Below are 20853 nucleotides of genomic sequence, written 5' to 3'. Positions count from 1 at the left end.
TTCCGCGCGGTTAGCAAGCCGTGGGTATGTAGGTGCGTCTCGCAACCCCTTGATGCTGGCTGATTCTTGCGCCGCTCCTGCCATCCAAAACATCGGCCTGCACCTCCCACTGCTGCTGGTTGCAGGTCGTCTGATTCGGTATCGGATTGCCATCAGGACCAATGGGGGGATCGCCGGCTGCATCGCCGATACACTTGCGATCGTCCACGTCATTGGGATTGAGCGACGGGTCGGTGCTCAATATCGGCACCGTGATATTACAAACCGGTTTGGCAATATGGACGTCATAGCTGACGGGGCCGGTCGACACTTGTATGGTTTGCGCAGCGATCGTGGTGGTAAAGTCGACCGGATTGTCGGCATCGATAACCTGCTCGATCGCCTGTTGCGCGACGGCGGCGACTTCGGTCTGCACCTGCATGTTGCCTGCCACCCGCAAGTTAGTATTGCCGAACCGAATGGCCGATACCACCAGCAAGGTCAAGACCACCAGCATGATCAAACTCACCACCAGGGTGGCGCCGGATTGTCGCTGGTTGTTTGTCATTGTTCTCTCCGTGAGCTTGGATTGACGGCTCGCACCAACTGGGTGAAGACATGACGTTTGTAGGTTTTATCGGTCGGCGTTACATCCCCAGCCAGCCCCAATTTGTAGGTCTTGTCGTCGATAAACCCGCCTGTGGCGTCGTTATTGCGCGCCAGCAGATTGACCCGGATGGCCATGACATTTGACCAATTGGTGACAGCGGTCGTGGTGACCTTCGCAAAATAGGTGGCCGCGGTGCTGGGGCATGCGGTAATTTCCGTGGTCGACGGTGTCGTCGGGTCGCTTACATAACAGTCGGGCGCGCCGTCTGCCGCCACCGCTCCGGTGTAATCCACGCCATAGTCCAGCTGGAGGTTTTCTATGCCTTCGACCAGTGGTACCGTGGTAAATGTCGCGGCGCCGCCTGACAAAGACAATTCCAGACGTTTTAGCGTCGGGATCGGTTTGCCATTGTCATCCGAGCGGGTGCAGGTGGAACCGGCGCCAGTCGGCACGCTGCAAGGGCTGACAAAATAGATATCCGTCAGGTATTTGCGCAGGTTAGCCGGTGTGCCGTCCCTTTTGGTCAGATTGAACACCGTGGTATCGGTCCCGGTGCCCAGCACATAAGTAAATTCCGGTGCTGGTGCCAGCAAGCCCGCTTGCAGATACGGTTGTGCCGCGACTGCGCTCGCGATCGGGACGGACGTGGTATCGACACGCCGGATTACGAGAATATCTGTGCCTGCCAGGTGATTCGCATCCGGCAAGCACCCTGATAGCGGCGAAGGTACGGTTGCGGGGGAGTCATATCCTTGGATTGGCAAGGGGATTCCGGTTACCAGAGCTGGTGTCGCGGTAGCGCATGGATCAGGCAGGGTCGCCGGCAGCGCACCCAAGCGCCAATATTCGCCGTAATATCCGGCCAGCTGAATATCATCCTGCAACTGCTGCATCGCGTAGCGGCCATTTTCAATCTGCCGGCCGGTCTTGTCGAGCTCGCTACGCGCGCTGCTTTGTTTCGCAAACAGGGTTGTTAGACCGGCCAGTAAAAGCAACCCAATCGTTATCGAAATCATCAATTCCACGAGCGTCAGGCCGGCATGGCGATGCAGATTGATCGCGTTTCCGATACCGGCGGCGTTGTATTTTTTGTGGTTGGAAGCGTTCATGGGGTTAACTCAAGTCGGCAATTCGAAGCGTGACGCTGACTGCGCGTCGCTGTTTATCGTCGCCATATTGATCTTTGGCGCACACCACACCGGTCGGCGCTGCCGTTTGACCATTTCCTTGCCAGGCAACACTGACCTGGTAAATGCCGGTTGCCGCATCAAGGCTGACACAGCCACGTGCACCGATCATGGCGCCAACCGCGTTGCCTCCGGCGGATTCGGCGCCGCCGAGTAACAAGGCATTCCAATCTTGCATATCCTTAATGGCCAGCGAATTTTGTTCGGCAGTGCCGGTGGTGCAGGTCGGCGTGGTAATGCTGCTGCTGGCACCCAAATAAGGCGCCCCTGTTGCCGCGCCAGTGGTGATCGCGTAACAGGATGCGACTTTACGATTGGCGTTGACGCGCCCTACCATGTCCTGCAATAGCATCAATGCCTGCACACGTTGGTAAGATTCCATCTCAGCACGTTGACTGACCAGCATCATGCCCACCAGGCCCAGGAGGCCCAACAGCAGGATAACGAGGGTTACCAGCACTTCAATCATGCCGAAGCCGCTTTGTTTTGGTGAAATTTTTGGACGCGTTTTCATCAGCAACTTCCCGCCTTACTGTTAGGCAACCCGCTCAGGTTGATACTGACGCAGCGCGGCGACGCGCTGCTAGTCGCGCTACTGCTGATTGCGAATGTTTGGCTTGCCGCCGCGTTGATGCGACCGTCATTCTTATACGTCAGGTTGGTTGCCGGGCCGGCAATGTTCAATCCAGGGAAAGGCTCGTGATTGCTGAGCGTGGTAGTGACCGCACCGACCGTCGAAGAAACGGTCCAACCGTTTTTCCAGCCGCCCGTCGCCGGACTGAGTACCACGTCATTGTTTCGCTTAATGGCCTCACTGCGCGCAAAAGTTAGCGTATATGAAACATCGTATGACGCGTTTTTGATCCGTTGTCCCAGTATGAAATCGCGGAACGACGGCACGGCGATCGCCAATAGAATCGCCGCGATCGAAATGGTGACCATTAATTCAATCAAGGTAAAGCCCAAGTTGCGGAATTTAGGGGCGGTTTTGATGCCGACGAAAGTACCCATTATTTGGCCTTCGAATGTTCGATTACCAGCAACTCGCGACCGTACCGGTACCGGTGATTCCCTTGGTGCCGGTTTGATCAATGGTCAAATCTTTACATTTGCCGTCTCGACTCAATTGATTCCCAATTGCTGTCGCTTTAATGCTGTAGCTGGGTGGTTTGGTAGTGTTGTCCACAGTTGGATCCGCGACCGTGTAGTTGCGCGAGATGTCTGTCGGGGTGCTTGAATAGCCGAGAAGAGCCAGGGTATTAGCATATTGGCGTGTGTCTAGCATGTATTGCTCTTGTTTATTTGCTAGGCTCAATATGAAACTTTCCGCGGCGGAGCGGTTTGCCCTGACAATATATTGCGTATATGACGGATAGGCGATGGCCGCCAGGATCGCGACAATTGCCACCGTGATCATCACCTCAATCAAGGTAAAGCCGTTCCGTATTCTTGCCGGGACGAAACGAGCTCTCATTTGGCCTGTTTTCATTATTGTGATGTTCACTTGTCAGAATGTCAGAGGGAAATTGGCGCATGGATCTGGCTTGATTGTAGGTGGGCAATATAGGTTTAGAGCAACATTCCGACAGTCGGAGTTTTTTTGGCGATAAGCGGCAAAACAACGGGGGAATCCGCAACTGATTCACCCGTTTTTGTCTGACATTGAAAAAAATCCGATAACCCCCTAGCCAAACCCGCCAATGCTCTGTACACTTCAGGCCCTTCAGATGCGATGCCGCTGCGACAGCGGTGCCGTTTGACAGTTTGGGTGCTTAGCTCAGTTGGTAGAGCGGCGCCCTTACAAGGCGTAGGTCGGGAGTTCGAGCCTCTCAGCACCCACCAGACCGTCAAGCGGGTAGCAGCGGAACAGTTTTAGGAGTGGTAGTTCAGTTGGTTAGAATACCGGCCTGTCACGCCGGGGGTCGCGGGTTCGAGTCCCGTCCACTCCGCCAACATGGTAAAGCCTCATAACTCAGCGAGTTTTATGAGGCTTTTTCTTTTTGACGAGCATGAGATCCTGGCGCTTGCGGGCACTGCTTGCTTGCGTCGATTACTCGTACGCCGCCAGTCGCTTCTGCTCATCGGCGCTGAAGCGGGCCTGACGCAATTGCTGCAGCGCCAGTTGCTGGTCCGCTTCGGATAGCTTGGCACTGCCGGCGCTCACCGCTTTCCGTTCCGCCAGATAGCTGGCGATGCGGCTTTTCCAGGCGGCCTCTTCCTGATCGACATCGGCCAGGCGGGCGGCCGCCTCCGGCGTCAGCGCGGCGGCGCGCATCCGGTAGATGTCATCCTGGCTGGCACCCTGTGCCCGCATCTGGTTGACCGCTTCCTCCAGCTTGACGATCGCCAAGGGCGCCTCCCGCTCGGCCCGCAAGGCTGGCGCCATCGCGGCATCGAGTCCGGCCAGTTTTGCCTTCTTTTGCGCTGCCGTGAGCGATGGGTCCTGACTGATTTCCAGGCGCGTTACGGCATCCATATCGTAAGCATCATCGAAGCCGAACATGCCTTGTGTTTCCGTCGTGTTGAAATATTGCGCGCGCATTTCTCGCATCGCTAACAGTCGCGCCCGGGCCGCCGTGATGCTGGCCCCCGCGATGTGCGGGCGCTGTTCCAGCGCCACCAGCGCGCGCTTGTAGTCGAGATAGCGTGCCAGCAGGCGTTTGGCGCCGGTCGCGGCAGCAGGCTTCAGGCGCCGCTCGAGCTCCTGTTCAATTTCCTTGCGGATCGCAGCGAGCGGCTTTTCGCCGACCGCGCTGAGATAGTAGTCGAACATCCGGCGCAGGCGGGCATCGACCACCAGCGCATCGCCGGCTGCCAGCCTGAGATCGCCATCCGGCCGGGTGCCATCCATCGAGCGCACGAACGGGAATAGATTCGCGTCGGCGGCGCGCTGCGGCGCGGCTTCCCGATCATAGTGATGGCGGGCCACGATAAAAAAAACGACGGCCAACAACGCCGTCGCCCCAAGCAAACCAATAGACGGTCTTTTTTTCATTGCAGTCGGTGCGCTTGGTTACAGTCCGAGATTTTGCAGGCGATTGGCCTGTTGCCGATACAGGGTGACCGGATTGGTTTCGAAGATATTGGTCAAGCCGATCAGCTGATTGACTTCATCCAGATGGTTCATCGCATAGTCATCGCGGATCACCCGTCCCAGATGGCTGGAGCAGCTGCTCACCAAACCGTCGTTCTTGGCGCCGTTGAAGGCCAGCGAAGTCAGGGCCAGTGCCGGATCGGAGACGTCAAAGATGTTGGTGTAAGGCTGGGCACCGCTCCATGAGAAATAGGACACGCCGTTGACCTGATACGCACCTTCACCGCAGGCGGTAGTCGGGATCCCCTCCGGATGGGCCGCGTTGAATTTGAGCGTACCGGCCGTGCTGAGCGACATTTCGGCCGCGGCCGAGTCCTGCGGCAGCGATGAGTCGCCCGACAACAGGCCGATCAAGCTGGAAAATCCATTCACAACCGAGGTCAGCACGGTCTGCGACAAGGCCCCCGCCGGCGCGACGCCGACCAGCACGTCGGCCACTGCCGAACCCTTGTTGACGCCGCCGATGCTGGTCACCGAGGCGACCAGATCCGGCCGCACCGACGCCACGTAACGCGCGGTCGGGCCGCCGTGGCTATGGCCGACCAGGTTGACCCTGGTCGCGCCGGTGGCGGCGAGAATCTGCTTGACCTGAGTCAGCAGTTGCTCGCCCCGCACTTCGGTGCTGTTGGCGGCCGACACCTGCGTCACATAGACCTGGGCGCCGTCCGCCCGCAACGCAGCCGGAATGCCATACCAGTAATCCACCGGACCGATGTTGTCGAACCCGAACAGGCCGTGTACCAGCACGATCGGATATCTGGTCTGGGTGTAGCCGGCGGCCCAGGATTGGGCCGGCAGGATGGCCATGGCAAACAGGACGATGCCAGCGAAATTGACGCCATTGAGCCACTTCAAAAGCTGTTGTTGCATTTTGTCTCCTCAGAGGATTTATTTTTTGCTGACTTGCGTCTATTGGTGTCTGCAATTCTTGCGATTCTTGTGACCGCTGAAAATCACCGAATATCGAGCGAGCGCTCGCTATCTTTTTGGATACTAGGTGCGATTGTTGAAATAAGCAATGTGCAGTGCAACATTGCAACAACGTCGAAAATGATGGGTATTGGGCGATATAGACGCTCTTCTCCGCTCAAGCTGCCGGTTTCGTCGGCGCACGTCGATGGCTATTTGGGGGCGGCGAACCGATCCGCGTGGGACTGGCTGTGCGACCCGGCGGCAGGCAGCAATGATGGATTTTGCCGCGCGCGGGGTCCCGAGCGGCCGTCGCCGCCATGCTATAGTTTTGCCCCTGCTGCAGGCGCAAGAAAAAAGCCGAAAAATGATGAAGTCACTGCCCGTCAACTTTACCCTGGCCGAATTTCGTAAGGTGACGCCCCTGGATGAAACCAACATCTGGGTATTTCTGCTGGAACGCCATAGCGATCGCATCGGCGTCAAGCGCAGGGACACGGCGCTCGAGAACCTGAAGAAGATATTCGTGGCGACATTTACGCTGGCCAATTCGGTCGGCTTTCGCGCCATGACCTTGCGCGACCTGTGCCGGGAAACCGGCCTGTCGATGGGCGGCCTGTACGGCTACATCGAAAACAAGGACCAGCTGGCGGCCATCATCGAAGACGTGGTGCGCCATATCAGCGAGGCCGTGCCGACCTGGTTCGCGCACATCGACGCGCCGCTGGATCGGATCGAGTGCATCTTGCGGGCCCAAATCTACATGGCTGAAATCCTGCAGCCATGGCTGTACTTCGTCTTTCTGGAATCGCGCGGCTTGCCGCCGGCGCATCGGGAAATTGCCAAGGCGTCGGAGCTGGGCAGCCAATTGACCATTGCGGCGCTGATCGAACGGACCGGCACCTTTACCCCGGACCAGGCATCCCTGCTGGCGGCCCATTGCATGGCGTTGTTCGAAGACTGGTACGTCAAGCGCTGGAAATACCGCACCACCAGTGTCGACATATTCGCTGATAGCGTGGTGACGCTGTTGCGCGCGCGGATCGGGCAACCTTAACCCTCGCGCCACTGACGCCGCCGACAATGTGGCATCGTGCGTCCGGCCGGTTTCAGTTGTCGCCGCTGCCGCTCGCTGTGCTATGTTCGCCATCGCTGACAAACAGCCCCAGCTGCGGGCTGTCTTCCTCTTCCTCCAGTCGGACCCCGACACCGAGCAGGCGCACCGGCGGCCGGCCGCGCTGGAAGCCGGTTTCCAGCAGCTTGTCGAACTGCGCCTGGTCGAGCACGGTGCCTACGCATTCGGCCGTGGTCTGGCGGAAATCGGCAAAGCGGATCTTGACGTACAGTTTGCGGATATCGCGCTCGGCACCGACGCGTTTGACGCGCGCCTGCAGCGATTCGAACAGCGGCCGCAGATGACCGGCGCAGGCCGCCAGATCGGGTACGTCAGGGGTGTAGGTTTCTTCGACGCTGACCGATTTGCGCTCGCTGTGCGGGCTGACCTCGCGCTGGTCGATGCCGCGGCACAGCGCGTACAGCCGTTCGCCGAACTTGCCGAAATGCTGCAGTAATTTAACTTGCGACCAGCCGCGCAAGTCAGCGCAAGTGTCGACCCCGAGCCGCTGCAACTTGGCGGCGGTGACCTTGCCGACGCCGAACAGCTTGCGCACCGGCAGCGCCGCGACGAAGGCGTCGATCTCATGCGGGCGGATCACGAACTGGCCGTCCGGCTTGTTCCAGTCGCTGGCGATCTTGGCCAGGAATTTGTTGGGGGCGATGCCGGCCGAGGCGGTGATGCCGACCGTGGCCGCGATGCGGGCCCGGATCTCTTGCGCGATCAGGGTCGCGCTGCCCTGGAAGTGCGGCGCGGCAGTCACGTCCAGATAGGCTTCGTCGAGCGACAGCGGCTCGACCAGTTCAGTGTAGTCGCGGTAGATCGCGAGGATCTGACGCGACGCGATCCGGTATTTTTCCATCGCAGGCGGCAGCACCACCAGCCCCGGACAGCGCTGCAGCGCCTGCGAGGTCGCCATTGCCGAATGCACGCCGAAGCGGCGCGCCGCGTAATTGCAAGTCGCGACCACGCCGCGCTGGTCGGCGCGGCCGCCGACCGCCACCGGCAAATCGCGCAGCGCCGGGTCGTCGCGCATCTCGACCGCCGCGTAAAAGCAGTCGCAATCGCAATGGATGATTTTTCGGGAAGGCGGGTTCAAGATCGGATTGCGGCCCTTCGATACGCTACGCTACTCGGGGCGAACGGCAGACCGGCTAATGAATGGTCTGGCCGATCGTAGATGCGGCGCTGCCCTTTTCCAGCTGCACCAGCACCCATGGCCGCACCACCACGCTCCATACCTCAAGCCCGGCGTCCAGCCAGCTACCGGCCTGCGCATCGGTGACCGGCGCGATACGCTGCTCGGCCAGCCATTGCGCGACCGCTGTCTTGTTGTCATTGGCGATCTGCAGCGCAACATCGATCAGATCGAGTTCGTTGCTGACCAGCAGCACCGAACCACCGGCGAAATGGCGCAGCAATTCCGCCCACGCGATGCGCGCGGTTTCCTGGTTCAGGCAGGTACGCAATTCGTTTTGTTGGTCTGAAGCGGTCATGGATTCGATGTTTCGATATTCAGGTTGTCGACATTGCAAATGACGTCAGTACCGTTCAATAGTGCGGCGGCTTCTCGTGCGGCGCACCGGCTTCGCTGCCTTGCCCGGACATATCGCTCAGATGCCGCGCCAGTGCGGCGCACATCACCTCCAGCTCGGTGATTTTCTTTTGCTGTTGGTAGACCAGCTGATTCAGGGTGTCGACCAGGTCTTCCTGACGGGCAATCTTGATTTCAATCTCAATCAGACGTTCTTCGTTCATGCTGTGCATTCTTTCTGAGTGAAAGCGCTGCATTTTAATCCAGAGCGGTCGTTATCGTGATTTTGCACCTTTTGCGAGCAGATCGATACAGGCCTGGTCCGGCCCACCGGACCAGGTGCGGCGACCTGAGCGGTGCCACCAACAGCTGGTCGCGATCGACCGGGTCGCGATCGACCGGCATGCGGAAAAATCGAGGAGGAAAAGAGAATGGAGGCGGGTATTGGATTCGAACCAATATCTGCGGCTTTGCAGGCCGCTGCATGACCTTTTTGCTACCCCGCCACGGGGAACTGCGTGATTTGCCAACACTACTGCCAACACCGCTGCAACTCCCAACATTTTTTATCGGCACTGTGTTGGCGTCTTAGTAACGCTACATTGACGCAACTGGAGGGATTGTATTTTGCGCGAGATCAACAGTTTTCATCAAACAAATATATATGCACGGAAACCGTCTTGCTGCTGGTCATGGTGGTAAGGCGCTCCTTTGCTTAGGGCGTGGCGCTAACAAATCAGGGCTCGCCGTCCCAGTAGTCAAGGCCGTTGTCTGCGCGCTGCAGCACCTCGAAAATCCTGTCGGTGCCGTTCGATGCCATCGCGAGAAATTTGCCCGAATCCGGATATTCGGCCACCTCCGGCGTCTCGCGGGTACTGACCGACAAATACTGCAGCGGCGCGTCGGAGGTATTGATAATCTGGTGCGGATAGGCCGGTCCGGGCGGGATGAACACCACGTCGCCGGCGCGGACCGGCAGCATTTCACCGGCGACCCTGAGCGTGCCGCTGCCGTCCAATATCACGAACATCTCTTCCTGCGCGTGATGGAAATGGTAGGGGCAGGAGCGCTTGCCCGGCGCCACGGTATCGATGCTAGCGCCCAGTTTCTGCGCCGCGGTGCCATGTGCGAGCCTGGCGCAGGCGGTGTCGTACAAGGGTTCGCGCAACTCGCGCTGGGTTGGTGCGTCGTGGTAATTGCGGATCAGTAACCTGGCCAGAGCCTCGGCGTTTTCATTCATAGGGATTTTCCTGTGCTTGATTCATGGAGTGCCATCGACGTCGCTGGCAACCGCGATGCGGACGATTAGCCGTGCTCGCCAGTCGGCTCGACCAGCACCGCCGTGCCGTAGCACAGCACCTCGGTCAGGCCGGCCATCAGTTCGGTCGCGTCATAGTGCATCGCGATGATCGCGTTGGCACCCCGCTGCTGCGCGTGCTGGCACATCAGCTGGTAGGTTTCCGCGCGCGCCTGTTCGCACAGGTTGGTGTAGATCGTGATGTTGCCGCCCAACAGCGATTGCAAGCCACCGAAAATATTGCCGACAATCGAACGCGAGCGCACCGTGATGCCGCGCACCACACCCAGGTTGCGGACGATCTTGTGGTTGGGCAGGACCAGCGCGGTGGTGACCATGGAATCTTGCATGCATGCTCCTATGTAGTAGTAGCCAGTAACTAGTTAGTAACTAGTAATAGAGCAGATTGGAGGCCCGAAAGTGATCCGGGCCTATCTCTGAATCCTGCGTTGGAAATTTTCTTGAATGCCGCCGATGGCGCCAGCGTCGTCAAGACTTGCTCGCCAATTCTATACGAGCGTCGCCATGTGCAACAAAATGCCATGCGCCCGCCGCCCGCGCTGGGGCACACGGCAGCGTATCGCCGCGTCAGCCGACGTGCACGGCTTTTGCAATGTATTGCTGGATATCGTTGGGCTCGAACCAGGACACGTTTTTCGCGATTTCCTCGGCGACCAGTTTTTGCGCTTCCTTGCTCAGGTTCTGCCGCATCAGGCCGAGGAACTGCGGTGGCGCGATCATGCAGATCCGGTCGTAGCGATGCTCGATCCTGCCGCGGTCCAGATAGCGGCTGACTTCCTTTGAAAACAATTCGGTTTCGTGCTGCACCGCGTCGGCCTTTGGCGACGCGATATGCGCTTGCTGCTGTGCGCCGCCACCACCGCCACCGCCACCGCTGTTACCGTAACCGTCACTCACCAGTTCACGATTGCTGGCGCGCCCTTGCGGGTTGGCCAAGTCGGCGATTTCGCGATAATTTGGTTCGGTCCCCAATCGCTCGAAAATCCGCGCGCGACTGCTGTCCGCGGCAACAATCCAGGTCGTTTGCATGTGCGTCTCCGGTTGAGTGTTATCTTGTTCGACCGGCAGAAGATGGAATTTGTTCTAGTTAGTTGATACTTAACTGAGACTTAAGCGAAATTAGGTACTTGATGCGAATCGCCTGCCTGCGATGCGTTCAACCCATGCAACCGGTTCGGGCGACGGAGCGAGAAAGGCGCGATTGCACGAGTCTTCACTGTCGACCAGCGTGCCATCGAGTTCGACGATTACGCAGATTTCGGGCAGGGAATGGGCGTCCCATCAGCCGGGCGCGGTAGCACAAGCACAGCGCTCAAGCCGCCTTTGGTTTCGCCAGCAAGCCCTTGAGGCGGGCCAGCCGCTCCTGCGGCGTAATAATCTCAGCCTCGGTCGGCACCGCGTCGCCTTCATCGAGCTTCATTTCCTTGATGAAGCGCGACATGTCGCAGTGCACCGCCTCGCCGGCGCGCTTGCGCTTCTTGCACCAGGTGATGTGCAGGCTGCGCTGGGCGCGGGTGATGCCGACGTACATCAGGCGGCGCTCCTCCTCGATGCGGGCGGCCAGCAGCTCGATCGGGGCGTCCGGGTCACCCTTGTGCGGCAGGATGCCCTCCTCCACGCCAACCAGGAACACGTGCGGAAATTCCAGGCCTTTCGATGCGTGCAGGGTCGACATGCGCACCGCGTCCGGCTCTTCATCCTTGCCGTCGAGCATGGTCATCAGCGCGACCATCTGGGTCAGGTCGAGCAGGCTGCGCTGGTTGCCGTCGCCTTCCTTGCCGCCGTTGCCCTTGTCCTTCAGCCACTGGGTGAAGTCGAGCACGTTCTGCCACTTGTTCTGGGCCTGGCGGTCGTCGAAGCTGTCGTACAGATAGCCTTCGTAGTTGATCTCTTTCATCATGTCGTCCAGCAAGCTTGCCGCGTGCCCTTCGCGGTGGGCGTGCGCTTCCAGCTGATTGATGAATTCGCCGAACTGGCGCAGCGGCTGCAGCTGGCGCTCGGCCAGCTTGGCTTCGATGCCGCCCTTGAACACCGCGTCGAACAGCGAGCATTGCCATTGGCCGGCGAATTCGCCGAGCGTGGCCAGCGTGCTCTGGCCGACGCCGCGCTTGGGGGTGGTGACGGCGCGGATGAAGGCCGGGTCGTCGTCGGCATTGGCGATCAGGCGCAGGTAGCTGATGATGTCCTTGATCTCGGCGCGGTCGAAGAAACTCTGGCCGCCCGACATGGTGTACGGAATCCGTTCGCGTCGCAGCGCCTTTTCGAACACGCGGGCCTGGTGGTTGCCGCGGTACAAGATGGCGTAATCGGAAAACTGCGCGCGCCGCTCGAAGCGATGGGCCGACAGCATGATCGCGACCTGATCGGCTTCCTGTTCGTCGTCGGCCACGCCGAGCACCTTGACCGGGTCGCCCAGGCCATGTTCCGACCACAGCGCCTTGTCAAACAGCTTCGGGTTGTTGCCGATCACCGCATTGGCGGCCTGCAGGATGCGGGTCGACGAGCGGTAATTCTGCTCCAGCTTGATGACGCGCAAATCCGGGAAATCGACTTGCAGTGTCTTCAGGTTCTCGATGGTGGCGCCGCGCCACGCGTAGATCGCCTGATCGTCGTCGCCGACGGCGGTAAACATCGGCTTCTTGCCGATCCCGGTGACCAGCAGTTTCACCAGTTCATACTGGCAGGTGTTGGTGTCCTGGTACTCGTCGACCAGCAGGTAGCGCAAGCGGCGCTGCCATTTGTCGCGCACCGCTTCATTGCTGCGGAACAGCTCGACCGGCAGCCGGATCAGGTCGTCGAAATCGACCGCCTGATAGGCCGACAGCGTCGCCATGTAGCTGCGGTAGATGCGCGCGGCTTGCGCCTCATCTTCATCCTTGGCTTGCCGCAGCGCGGCTTCCGGCTCGATCAGGCCGTTTTTCCACAACGACATCGCGCCCTGGATGCGACGGATCAGCTGCTTGTCGGTGGTGATCGCCAGATCCTGCACGATCGAGAAGCAGTCGTCACTGTCCATGATCGAGAAGCGGTCCTTCAGGCCCAGCTCCTTGGCTTCCTGGCGCAGGATCTTGACGCCGAGCGAATGGAAGGTCGAGACCGTTAGCTGCTTGGCCTGCTTCGGCTCCTTCAATAGCTTGGCGATGCGTTCCTGCATCTCGGTCGCGGCCTTGTTGGTGAAGGTCAGCGCGGCGATGTTTTTGGCGTCGTAACCGCAATCCTCGATCAGGTGCGCGATCTTTTGCGTGATGACGCGGGTCTTGCCGGAGCCGGCGCCGGCCAGTACCAGGCAGGGGCCGTCCAGGTATTTGACGGCCTCGCGTTGCGGTGCGTTCAGGCCGAAGGGCGGGGAATTGGACATGCGGGAACCGGGTGAGATGCAGATGCGGATGGGCGGACTAGCGCTGCATTGTAGCAGTGCGTCGGTGCCCTGGAAGCGCGCTGGCCGATCTTTTTATGAGGCCTGGCAATCAAAATATACTGGACTGTGTATTTTTCAGAGCCCAATGAATACATGGCCAATACGGCATATTCTGGCAATACTCCCTGAAAATTGCTTAATTGACAGGTGTGGTGCGGGGCCACGACAAGCCTTGATGCATATCAAAAGCATCGTCAAATCGCTGTCCATTATGAAAGCAGGGTTTGACGACCGGTCGCTCGTTGCCGGCCTGCCAACGTCATGCTCGCCCGACGCAATCGCGTCAGAACTCTGACGGAGGTGGATCATGGCTGGCCTGACAACAGAAATGCTGGACAACTTCAAGTCGACCCTGCGCGGACCGATGCTGCAAGCGGGCGATGCCGGCTACGACACCGCCCGCAGCATCTGGAACGCGATGATCGATCGCCACCCGGCACTGATCGTGCGCTGCGCCGGCGTGGCCGACGTGATGGCGTCGGTCAACTTCGCGCGCCAGCACGAACTGCTGCTGGCGGTGCGCGGTGGTGGCCACAATATCGCCGGCAATGCGGTGTGCGACGGCGGCCTGATGCTCGACATGTCGCTGATGAAATCGGTACAGATCGACCCCGAGGAAAGGCTGGCCTATGTCGGCCCGGGCGCGACGCTCGCCGATTTCGACCACGAGGCGCAAGCCTTCGGGCTGGCGACGCCGCTCGGCATCAATTCGACCACCGGCGTGGCCGGCCTGACTCTGGGCGGCGGCTTCGGCTGGCTCAGCCGCATGCATGGCTTGACGGTCGACAACCTGCTGGCGGCCGAACTGGTCAGCGCCGATGGCCAGCGCGTGCACGCCAGCGACAGCGAGCACGCCGACCTGTTCTGGGCGCTGCGCGGCGGCGGCGGCAACTTCGGCGTGGTGACCCAGTTCACCTTCCGCCTGCATCCGGTCGGACCGCAGGTGCTGGCCGGGCTGATCGTATTTCCGCACGCGCAGGCCAAGCAGGTGCTGACGCAGTACCGCGATTTCGTCGACAGCATGCCGGACCAGCTCAGTGTGTGGGCCGTGTTGCGCCAAGCGCCGCCGCTGCCGTTCCTGCCGCCCGAGGTGCACGGCCAGAACGTGGTGGTACTGGCGTTGTTCTACCCCGGCAACGTGGACGAGGGCATGCGGTTGATCGCACCGATGAAAGGCTTCGGCCAGCCGCTCGGCGACCATATCGGCGCGATGCCGTACAGCGCGTGGCAGCAAGCCTTCGATCCGCTGCTGACGCCGGGCGCGCGCAACTACTGGAAGTCGCATAACTTCAGCAAACTCAACGACGACGCGATTGACACTGTGATTCGCTATGCCGGCGACCTGCCGTCGCCGCAATGTGAAATCTTCATGGGCCTGATCGGCGGTCAGGCCAGCCGCGCCGCGCCGGATGCCACCGCCTACCCGCACCGCGATGCGCTGTACGCGATGAACGTGCACACCCGCTGGAGCGAGCCGGCCGAAGACGACAAATGCATAGGCTGGGCCCGGGATTTCTTCAACGCGGCGGCGCCCTACGCCAGCGGCAGCGTGTACGTCAATTTTCTGACGCAGGACGAAGCGGGACGCATCGGCGCCGCCTACGGGCCGAACTACCAGCGTCTGGTGCAGGTGAAGAACAAGTACGATCCGGATAACCTGTTCCGGCAGAATCAGAATATCAAGCCCGATTTCGACAGCGGGTGCTAGGCGGCGCGGCATGCAGCCGAGGGCAATCGCATGTGGATCGTTGCTGGCTAAGGCTTTTAGCCCCTTCCCCCTCGCAGGGGGAAGGGCGTAGCAGGGAATTCGGGCAGCATGTTGCCCGCCTGCGAAGCGGTATCCGCTTGCAGGCGGATACCGCTACGCAGGCAGGAGGCATGCCTCCTGCATTCCCTGCTCCGCCCCTAACCCTCCCCCTGCAAGCATGTCCTGAGCTTGTCGAAGGAGGGGAGGGAACTCCGCCGCACCAATGTTCATGCGACCAACCGCAACTTGTCCCGCAGCGCCGCTTGTTGTACCTTTACACCTGATACAAAAAGCACGATAAAACAGGCGTTTTTTGCCATGTTTTACCGCAGGATGATGAACCGAATTATGCAACAGGAGAACGCATGAACCGCAACCCCTCCGGGAGCCGCTGCTCCGGCAACCGCTGCTTCGGCAGCCGCTGGAATCTGAAACAGCTCGCGCGCATCATGATCGGTGCGAGCGCGCTGGCCGCCGGCGCGCTGAGTGCCGCGCCCGCCAGCGCGCAGGAAGAAAAGATCCTGAACATCTACAACTGGTCCGACTACATCGCCGACGATACCATCAAGAATTTCGAGAAAGAGACCGGGATCAAGGTCCGCTACGACCTCTTCGACAGCAACGAGATCCTGCACGCCAAGCTGGCGGCCGGCAAGAGCGGCTACGACATCGTGGTGCCATCGGCGCATTGGGGCCGGCTGCAGATCGACGCCGGCCTGCTGCGCAAACTCGACAAGAGCAAGCTGCCGAATCTGGCCAATCTGGATCCGGTAATACAGGCGCAACTGGCCAAGGTCGATCCGAACAACGATCATCTGGTCGACTGGCTGTGGGGTTACACCACGGTCGGCATCAATATCGACAAGGTCAAGGCGGCGCTGGCGTCCGGTGCCTACCCGCTGCCGATGCCGGACAATGCGTGGGATCTGGTATTCGACCCGAAATACGTGACCAAGCTAAAATCCTGCGGCGTGTCCTTCCTCGATACGCCATCTGAAATCCTGCCGGCGGCGCTGCATTATCTGGGCAAGAATCCGTTCTCGAAGGCGAGCAGCGATTACCAGGATGCCGGCCGCCTGCTGAAGAAGATCCGGCCGTCGGTGACATTGTTCAGTTCATCCGGCTACATCAACGACATGACGAACGGCGCGATCTGCGTCGCACTGGGCTGGTCCGGCGACATCAACATCGCGCGCCAGCGTGCGATCGACGCCAAGAACGGCAACAAGATCGAGGTGCTGATCCCGAAGACTGGCGCGATGCTGTTCTTCGACACGATGGCGATCCCGACCGATGCCAAGCATCCGAACAACGCGCACCTGTTCATGAATTACATCATGCGTCCGGAAGTGCACGCCAGCCTGACCAACAAGGTGTTCTACGCCAATCCGAATGCCGCCAGCATCAAGTTCGTGAAGAAGGATATCGCCGACAACAAGACCGTGTTCCTGTCCGATGCCGACAAGAAGAAGATGTACACGCCGGAGCCGGTCAGCGCCGATATCCGGCGCCTGGTGACGCGCACGTATACGGCGTTCAAGAGCGGTTTGTAAGTTGCCCGCTTGTCGTTGATTGCGGCCGCTGAATGCGGCCGTTTTTCATGCGGGCGTGCCAAAGAAACTTTGAATATCGTTGGAAATGCAGTCCTTGCTTGTGATTGCCGATCGCGCGGCGCAGTGAAATATGCAGCAAGAGCTCGATAAAAACCGTCTGCATGAACGAGCGAACCCGTCATGGCGGCGGGCTGACAGCGATTCTTTATGCAGGGTTAGCGCGCTGGTGGGCCTTTGAGCTCGACCACATTACCCTCCGGGTCGGCGACATAGATGGAAGGGCCCTCCCCTTCTGCACCGTAGCGTGAACCGACCGGGCCAGCCGCGACGCCATACGCCTCCAGATGGCTGCGAATGCTCGGTTCGTCGAATGGCTCCACCCGCAGGCAGAAGTGATCAAGGTTGCGCGCTTCCTTTCCGGGCGCCGCGCCGCCAGCTTTGCCGAGTTTGCCATCGACGGGTATCAGATCAATGATAGATCGGCCAGCGCGCAACTGGACCAAGCCAATTTCGTCTTGCCGTCGTTCTATGGTGCACCCGAGCGCGCCGCAGTAGAAGCGAAGCATGCTGTCGAGGTCTACAACGCGCAGTACAAGGTGATCGATTTCGCGAATATGGATCATAAGGTGGGTGGGTGGTAGCTGATTAACGACGCGGTATAACACCCCGATTTTGTCGTTTCGAGGCGAACCAATCCTTGGGCTTCGTGGCGCATTGAGGTGATTTTTTATCCGATCTGTCAGTGTGCCTCATGTTCGCTGCAGCAGGCAAGTCATGCCCACGCAGTACGAATGGCATTTCAACGGTCGGCCACCGATCGTACGGGCTCATTGCCGCCCGGAGGTGATTTGGTTGACCATGGCGCGTATGGCTGAGATCTGCACGCCTTTCTTGTTGGCGTAATTTTCGCCGGTGTAACCCCACCAGTCCCAGCAGCCGTTAGGATTAAGGCCAGGGATTGAAACTGCCTGAGGGAATAGCACGACAATATTATTGGTATCGGCCCAGGCGACGTAGCCTGCGTGCCGCACAAAAGTCGTGCCATAGTACAAGCCACCACCCGGTGGCGATTTCAGCGGCAGATAGTCTTGACCCTGCTCACATCCGTGCAACGCAATGTGCAAGCGGCATGCGCCGCCACCGGCACAGGCAGTAGGGATGTACACCCAACCTGTGGTGTCCATGCCAGTAAGCCACGAGAAAATGGTTTTGGGCAGGTACGGTGTCTGGTCGAACTTAACGAAGCGGCCGGTCGGCGCCCCCTTTCGCGGCGCTTGGAGCGGCCCATAGATCCACCCCAGGATTTCCTTCGCGCCATCGAAGTGGCACTTGCCGATATAGGGGGAGTCTGTGATTGCGCAGCCATTGCCATAGGCTACTGTCGGCATGGTGTGGCCCGCGTTGGGCAATAGAGTCTTGGAGATATTCTGCGCAGGTACGGAAAATCGCTGGTAGTAATCGGCAAGTTGCGCCGCCACCGCACTGGGAACAACCTCGTCCTTTCCGCCAGCAAATATGAACACGCGTTGCCTGGCAAGATTGTCAGGATTATCAATCAGGTCTTTGGCGGCGAAGCCGCGTGTGGCAAGCGCAAGTGCCGGGACGTCGGCACTGGTCGGGGAAACATTGCACACTAGATGAGCGGGGTCCAGCGTGCAGGAGCATTGCGTGGTTGCGCTGACCACGTTGTTCTGGCTACAAAAATACGGGCCGCCCGCAATAACGCCCGCGCCTTTGACGATGGCAGAGTGCGCGACCTGAAACTGAACCGACATGAAGCCGCCAGAGGAAATGCCGGAAACCGAGGTTTCAGCGATGTCGATGTTAAGCGCGGGAAGCGCTGGTGGTGGCTGACTAAGACCGGGCAGCGGCAGCGCGGCCAAACACGCAACTAGCAAGGGCAGCATCGCCATCACCGGGCGGCTCTTCCATATCATCGATATCATCGATACCATCGACACCGCAAAAAGAAGCGTCAAGGCACTTTCCAGCATGAATGACATGGAGTTCTCCGTTCTTGAGATTACCCAAAAAAAAGCTGAGACGATTTTATCCATCCAGCGATAGAACCCGGCTTAATTGCTCCGAGACGACGCGTGAAATCAAAAAACCGCGAGCAGAAAAGATCAACCCCGTGATGTCGGCGGGGTTGGGCAAGTCTTTATAGATTTGTTAGCCATGCATTGCGCTACGTTCAAGCGTTTGCTTCATGGCGATTATTCCCTGGTCGATCATCGCTCCGATCGCGCCTGCCAATTCATTGGGCAGCAAGTCGGCAATCCACACAACGCGCGTTTGTTCTTGACCTTCGGCAAAGACCTGCACAGATGCGTTGTGGTGTGTGAGTTTTCCGCCAACCGCAGACCAGACGAGCCGGCGCGCCTCGTCGTTCACATCGACGATCAACTCGCGTGCGACTAAGCCATTGGCGAAAGTGACGATTCTCGCGCCTTCCTCAAGCTGGCAATCGACTACGAAACCGGGCACAAGGCGCACATGAATTTGCCCGACGTCGCGCACGGCGGCCCAGACATGCTCGGGGTGGGCTTGGATCAAGATTTCTCTGCGGATGGATGCCATGTGCTTTACTCCTTTGATGAGCGCGTGAAACGGAACGGAATGGCTAACGTGAAGGTAAGGGGCTGCGCGCTTTTGCGCAGTCCCTCGATTGACTATACGCAGGGTTAGGCGTCCGCCGACAAATCATCTCGCGCCAAAACCCGAATTACTGTATCGGGTCAAGGAACGGTGTTTCTGGATCGCTCGCATAAAATATCACCACCCGAAGCGGCTCGGCACTACTGCGGTTGTAGCCCGTCATCTTTACGTTTGGCGGTTCCACGAATGCTTGTCCAGCCTTCACGACGACCGGCGCACGCCCCTCTAGCTCTAACGTGAATGTACCGTCCAAGACGTACACAGTCACCGGGAATCGATGCGTATGGAACGGGGTCTTATCACCTGGCTTGATACTTGCCGTCAGGACGCGCACTTCCTGCCTTTCGCCCTTGGGCATGCCAGATACGACCTCTTTCAAGATCATTTCGGGTCTTGCAGTACCCTGCGCTTGCGCCATCGACGACAAACCAATGAACAGAGCGGCAAACAACAGGGTAGATCGGATCGAAATGTTCATACGTAATTTTCTTTCGTCGTTGTCATGGAACCGTGAGTGTCTTGAGAAGACGCCTAACTTGATTTACACCGACAGCAAAGTCTGTGTAACCTGGCCCCAAGCCATCTAACCTGGCCGACCAACTCAACACAAACGCTTGCCGCGGGGTGGTTTTGACGATGCACTGTATAAAAAACAGTGCCGTATAAAAATGAAGAACATCACCCAGTTTATCCCGTGATGCCCAAAAGACAAGACCTGCCAAGGCATTGGATCAGCTAAAGCGCGATATTCGCGATAAGTTGTTCATGGCGGATCAATACAATTAACTTGCTAGGCCAGAGGCGCGCGCCGATCGGGCGCGTCCGCTGCGGCGCCAGGCCGGGCCACCGCTCCCATCTCCCTAGCCGTCATCGCTCCAGAAGCGCTCCATCGCGATGTAGATATATGAGGCAGACCATCCAATCAACAGGAGACCGTTGAGACCCTCCATGCCAGCGAGTAATCGCAACTCTCCTTTGGGAACGATGTCCCCGTATCCGATGGACGTGTACGTTTCCCCCAAAAAGTACATGCAGAGTGTCAGCGACGAGGAGCTGGCTTGGCCCAGCGGACCGGCGTCGAAGTATAGGACGAGCACGTAGAACGCAACGGCATACAGAAATATTTCCGCGACATGGGCGAAGAACGCCGCAAAGATGACAACAATGAGTTTTGCCCGTGCGGCCATATTGAGTGTCGGGAGGCCGACAGCCAACATGCGCAGAACTTCGTAGTGAATGAGCGTTGTGAGCACGAGGAGCACAACGCCGAAGGTGCCAACTAATGCCATCGTTTCCTCCCTGGAGGCTTCCCCGTCCTTAGCCGACGGATGCAATGAACTGGCCGAACCAGACCAGCCCGTGCGGCCAAAGATCGAGCTTGGCCGCCGATCCGATATGGCCAAGGGCTCCGACGTCGATGAGGCGCGAGCCCCAAGCGGAGGCGAAGGCTTCGGCGCGCTCAAAAGCTACGCGCTCATCGTTGCGGCTGGCGAGAACGACGGATGGAAATGGGAGCCGCTGCATGATGATGGGGTCGAACCCGCGCATGGGATTCCCCGGCGTTCCGGCGAAGCGGTCGACGTCTGACGTCGCAACCAAGAGGGCCCCCGCCACCGCCTTGGTGTCCGCCTCCTGCGACCAGCGCGTGGCCAGCGCCGTTCCAAGACTGTGCGCAACTAGTGTAGTGTTGCATTCTTGATGCTTCGTATTGAAATTCCGCACTTGAAAGGCT

Annotated in this window: 24 protein-coding genes and 3 tRNA genes; 6 read left to right on the top strand and 21 right to left on the bottom strand. The window is 59.2% G+C overall.

Translation table 11 applies throughout. The features are described 5' to 3' along the window. Window positions 1-10: 10 nt before the first annotated feature. From ACFOFO_RS26025 to ACFOFO_RS26005, 5 genes are read right to left on the bottom strand one after another with little or no spacing between them, the layout of a single operon-like run. A complete protein-coding gene (locus ACFOFO_RS26025; RefSeq protein WP_390321349.1) occupies window positions 11-547 on the bottom strand; it encodes a PilX N-terminal domain-containing pilus assembly protein in 537 nt (178 codons plus the stop codon). Continuing rightward, window positions 544-1698, bottom strand: coding sequence for a PilW family protein (locus ACFOFO_RS26020; protein WP_390321351.1), 1155 nt, complete (start codon window positions 1696-1698; stop codon window positions 544-546). The genes ACFOFO_RS26025 and ACFOFO_RS26020 overlap by 4 nt, the downstream gene beginning before the upstream one ends. A 4-nt stretch (window positions 1699-1702) precedes the next feature. Beyond that, a complete protein-coding gene (pilV, locus tag ACFOFO_RS26015) occupies window positions 1703-2290 on the bottom strand; it encodes a type IV pilus modification protein PilV (RefSeq protein ID WP_390333472.1) in 588 nt (195 codons plus the stop codon). Next, window positions 2290-2787, bottom strand: a complete 498-nt coding sequence (locus tag ACFOFO_RS26010; RefSeq protein ID WP_390321353.1) for a GspH/FimT family pseudopilin — start codon at window positions 2785-2787, stop codon at window positions 2290-2292. Before ACFOFO_RS26010 ends, pilV begins: the two co-directional genes overlap by 1 nt. Before the next feature lie 22 nt (window positions 2788-2809). Further along, window positions 2810-3265 carry a type IV pilin protein gene (locus tag ACFOFO_RS26005; RefSeq protein ID WP_390321356.1) on the bottom strand — a complete coding sequence of 152 codons (456 nt, stop codon included), beginning with the start codon at window positions 3263-3265 and terminating at the stop codon, window positions 2810-2812. Window positions 3266-3542: 277 nt separating this feature from the next. Here ACFOFO_RS26005 and ACFOFO_RS26000 point away from each other — a divergent pair. After that, a tRNA-Val gene (locus tag ACFOFO_RS26000) sits at window positions 3543-3618 on the top strand. A gap of 33 nt (window positions 3619-3651) precedes the next feature. Further along, a tRNA-Asp gene (locus ACFOFO_RS25995) sits at window positions 3652-3728 on the top strand. A gap of 98 nt (window positions 3729-3826) precedes the next feature. On the opposite strand, the gene ACFOFO_RS25990 is transcribed toward ACFOFO_RS25995, so the two are convergent. Further along, window positions 3827-4729: a lipase secretion chaperone gene (locus tag ACFOFO_RS25990; RefSeq protein WP_390333470.1), complete on the bottom strand. Its 903-nt coding sequence runs from the start codon at window positions 4727-4729 to the stop codon at window positions 3827-3829. Between the two features lie 60 nt (window positions 4730-4789). Further along, entirely contained in the window at window positions 4790-5740 is a 951-nt protein-coding gene (locus ACFOFO_RS25985; protein ID WP_390321362.1) for a lipase family alpha/beta hydrolase, read from the bottom strand. Between ACFOFO_RS25985 and ACFOFO_RS25980 the strand changes: the two genes are divergently transcribed. After that, window positions 5732-6193, top strand: a complete 462-nt coding sequence (locus ACFOFO_RS25980; protein ID WP_390321364.1) for a hypothetical protein — start codon at window positions 5732-5734, stop codon at window positions 6191-6193. The two genes, ACFOFO_RS25985 and ACFOFO_RS25980, sit on opposite strands and share 9 nt — an antisense overlap. Further along, window positions 6147-6836 (top strand): TetR/AcrR family transcriptional regulator, encoded by a 690-nt coding sequence (locus tag ACFOFO_RS25975; protein ID WP_390333469.1) that lies wholly within the window; start codon window positions 6147-6149, stop codon window positions 6834-6836. Before ACFOFO_RS25980 ends, ACFOFO_RS25975 begins: the two co-directional genes overlap by 47 nt. A 52-nt stretch (window positions 6837-6888) precedes the next feature. Here ACFOFO_RS25975 and dinB read toward each other — a convergent pair whose 3' ends face one another. The 8 genes from dinB to ACFOFO_RS25935 form a co-directional block, all read right to left on the bottom strand. Next, window positions 6889-7992: a DNA polymerase IV gene (dinB, locus tag ACFOFO_RS25970; RefSeq protein ID WP_390321368.1), complete on the bottom strand. Its 1104-nt coding sequence runs from the start codon at window positions 7990-7992 to the stop codon at window positions 6889-6891. Window positions 7993-8047: 55 nt separating this feature from the next. Beyond that, entirely contained in the window at window positions 8048-8389 is a 342-nt protein-coding gene (locus ACFOFO_RS25965) for a DUF2288 domain-containing protein (protein ID WP_390321370.1), read from the bottom strand. A 55-nt stretch (window positions 8390-8444) separates the two neighbouring features. Further along, a complete protein-coding gene (locus tag ACFOFO_RS25960; protein WP_390333466.1) occupies window positions 8445-8651 on the bottom strand; it encodes a SlyX family protein in 207 nt (68 codons plus the stop codon). Between the two features lie 208 nt (window positions 8652-8859). Beyond that, window positions 8860-8933 (bottom strand) — tRNA-Cys (locus ACFOFO_RS25955). Between the two features lie 230 nt (window positions 8934-9163). Next, the gene (locus ACFOFO_RS25950) at window positions 9164-9667 is read right to left on the bottom strand and encodes a cupin domain-containing protein (protein WP_390321375.1); all 504 of its coding nucleotides are present in this window, start codon (window positions 9665-9667) and stop codon (window positions 9164-9166) included. A 65-nt stretch (window positions 9668-9732) separates the two neighbouring features. After that, window positions 9733-10074, bottom strand: coding sequence for a YbjQ family protein (locus ACFOFO_RS25945; RefSeq protein WP_390321377.1), 342 nt, complete (start codon window positions 10072-10074; stop codon window positions 9733-9735). A 238-nt stretch (window positions 10075-10312) separates the two neighbouring features. After that, window positions 10313-10774, bottom strand: a complete 462-nt coding sequence (locus ACFOFO_RS25940; protein WP_390321379.1) for a host attachment protein — start codon at window positions 10772-10774, stop codon at window positions 10313-10315. Between the two features lie 283 nt (window positions 10775-11057). Next, a complete protein-coding gene (locus ACFOFO_RS25935) occupies window positions 11058-13103 on the bottom strand; it encodes a UvrD-helicase domain-containing protein (protein WP_390333463.1) in 2046 nt (681 codons plus the stop codon). Between the two features lie 367 nt (window positions 13104-13470). Here ACFOFO_RS25935 and ACFOFO_RS25930 point away from each other — a divergent pair, with 367 nt between their 5' ends. Next, on the top strand, window positions 13471-14871 hold the full coding sequence (locus tag ACFOFO_RS25930; RefSeq protein WP_390321381.1) for an FAD-binding oxidoreductase: 1401 nt from the start codon (window positions 13471-13473) through the stop codon (window positions 14869-14871). Window positions 14872-15359: 488 nt separating this feature from the next. Then, a complete protein-coding gene (locus ACFOFO_RS25925) occupies window positions 15360-16463 on the top strand; it encodes a polyamine ABC transporter substrate-binding protein (protein WP_390327802.1) in 1104 nt (367 codons plus the stop codon). A gap of 215 nt (window positions 16464-16678) precedes the next feature. Here the strand turns inward: ACFOFO_RS25925 and ACFOFO_RS25920 are convergent, their stop codons facing one another. The 6 genes from ACFOFO_RS25920 to ACFOFO_RS25895 all read right to left on the bottom strand — a co-directional run. Further along, window positions 16679-17086, bottom strand: a complete 408-nt coding sequence (locus ACFOFO_RS25920; protein WP_390321384.1) for a VOC family protein — start codon at window positions 17084-17086, stop codon at window positions 16679-16681. 204 nt (window positions 17087-17290) lie between these two features. Continuing rightward, entirely contained in the window at window positions 17291-18466 is a 1176-nt protein-coding gene (locus ACFOFO_RS25915; protein ID WP_390333462.1) for an extracellular catalytic domain type 2 short-chain-length polyhydroxyalkanoate depolymerase, read from the bottom strand. A 169-nt stretch (window positions 18467-18635) separates the two neighbouring features. Beyond that, window positions 18636-19043 (bottom strand): SRPBCC family protein, encoded by a 408-nt coding sequence (locus ACFOFO_RS25910; protein WP_390321392.1) that lies wholly within the window; start codon window positions 19041-19043, stop codon window positions 18636-18638. A gap of 145 nt (window positions 19044-19188) precedes the next feature. Further along, the gene (locus tag ACFOFO_RS25905) at window positions 19189-19599 is read right to left on the bottom strand and encodes a cupin domain-containing protein (RefSeq protein WP_390321394.1); all 411 of its coding nucleotides are present in this window, start codon (window positions 19597-19599) and stop codon (window positions 19189-19191) included. 382 nt (window positions 19600-19981) lie between these two features. After that, complete coding sequence (locus ACFOFO_RS25900; protein ID WP_390321396.1) at window positions 19982-20410, bottom strand: ion channel; 429 nt, start codon at window positions 20408-20410, stop codon at window positions 19982-19984. A 28-nt stretch (window positions 20411-20438) separates the two neighbouring features. Further along, window positions 20439-20853, bottom strand: a 415-nt coding sequence (locus tag ACFOFO_RS25895) for an RBBP9/YdeN family alpha/beta hydrolase (RefSeq protein WP_390333460.1), incomplete at its 5' end; no start/stop codon positions are given.

This window comes from Pseudundibacterium arcticum (genome assembly GCF_042646465.1).
GTDB lineage: Bacteria > Pseudomonadota > Gammaproteobacteria > Burkholderiales > Burkholderiaceae_D > Undibacterium_A > Undibacterium_A arcticum.
Note: the sequence above shows the minus strand (reverse complement) of the source record. Positions and strands in the feature narration are given on the sequence as shown.

Excerpts from the sequence above, each read along its gene's own strand:
- ACFOFO_RS25905 (WP_390321394.1), bottom strand. The coding sequence starts at position 19,599 with ATGAACATTTCGATCCGATCTACCCTGTTGTTTGCCGCTCTGTTCATT.
- ACFOFO_RS26010 (WP_390321353.1), bottom strand. The coding sequence starts at position 2,787 with ATGGGTACTTTCGTCGGCATCAAAACCGCCCCTAAATTCCGCAACTTG.
- ACFOFO_RS26005 (WP_390321356.1), bottom strand. The coding sequence starts at position 3,265 with ATGAAAACAGGCCAAATGAGAGCTCGTTTCGTCCCGGCAAGAATACGG.
- ACFOFO_RS25915 (WP_390333462.1), bottom strand. The coding sequence starts at position 18,466 with ATGTCATTCATGCTGGAAAGTGCCTTGACGCTTCTTTTTGCGGTGTCG.
- ACFOFO_RS25975 (WP_390333469.1), top strand. The coding sequence starts at position 6,147 with ATGATGAAGTCACTGCCCGTCAACTTTACCCTGGCCGAATTTCGTAAG.
- ACFOFO_RS25945 (WP_390321377.1), bottom strand. The coding sequence starts at position 10,074 with ATGCAAGATTCCATGGTCACCACCGCGCTGGTCCTGCCCAACCACAAG.
- ACFOFO_RS25935 (WP_390333463.1), bottom strand. The coding sequence starts at position 13,103 with ATGTCCAATTCCCCGCCCTTCGGCCTGAACGCACCGCAACGCGAGGCC.
- ACFOFO_RS25985 (WP_390321362.1), bottom strand. The coding sequence starts at position 5,740 with ATGCAACAACAGCTTTTGAAGTGGCTCAATGGCGTCAATTTCGCTGGC.
- ACFOFO_RS25965 (WP_390321370.1), bottom strand. The coding sequence starts at position 8,389 with ATGACCGCTTCAGACCAACAAAACGAATTGCGTACCTGCCTGAACCAG.
- ACFOFO_RS25960 (WP_390333466.1), bottom strand. The coding sequence starts at position 8,651 with ATGAACGAAGAACGTCTGATTGAGATTGAAATCAAGATTGCCCGTCAG.
- pilV (WP_390333472.1), bottom strand. The coding sequence starts at position 2,290 with ATGAAAACGCGTCCAAAAATTTCACCAAAACAAAGCGGCTTCGGCATG.
- ACFOFO_RS25900 (WP_390321396.1), bottom strand. The coding sequence starts at position 20,410 with ATGGCATTAGTTGGCACCTTCGGCGTTGTGCTCCTCGTGCTCACAACG.
- ACFOFO_RS26025 (WP_390321349.1), bottom strand. The coding sequence starts at position 547 with ATGACAAACAACCAGCGACAATCCGGCGCCACCCTGGTGGTGAGTTTG.
- ACFOFO_RS25940 (WP_390321379.1), bottom strand. The coding sequence starts at position 10,774 with ATGCAAACGACCTGGATTGTTGCCGCGGACAGCAGTCGCGCGCGGATT.
- ACFOFO_RS26020 (WP_390321351.1), bottom strand. The coding sequence starts at position 1,698 with ATGAACGCTTCCAACCACAAAAAATACAACGCCGCCGGTATCGGAAAC.
- ACFOFO_RS25920 (WP_390321384.1), bottom strand. The coding sequence starts at position 17,086 with ATGATCCATATTCGCGAAATCGATCACCTTGTACTGCGCGTTGTAGAC.
- ACFOFO_RS25925 (WP_390327802.1), top strand. The coding sequence starts at position 15,360 with ATGATCGGTGCGAGCGCGCTGGCCGCCGGCGCGCTGAGTGCCGCGCCC.
- ACFOFO_RS25950 (WP_390321375.1), bottom strand. The coding sequence starts at position 9,667 with ATGAATGAAAACGCCGAGGCTCTGGCCAGGTTACTGATCCGCAATTAC.
- ACFOFO_RS25930 (WP_390321381.1), top strand. The coding sequence starts at position 13,471 with ATGGCTGGCCTGACAACAGAAATGCTGGACAACTTCAAGTCGACCCTG.
- ACFOFO_RS25910 (WP_390321392.1), bottom strand. The coding sequence starts at position 19,043 with ATGGCATCCATCCGCAGAGAAATCTTGATCCAAGCCCACCCCGAGCAT.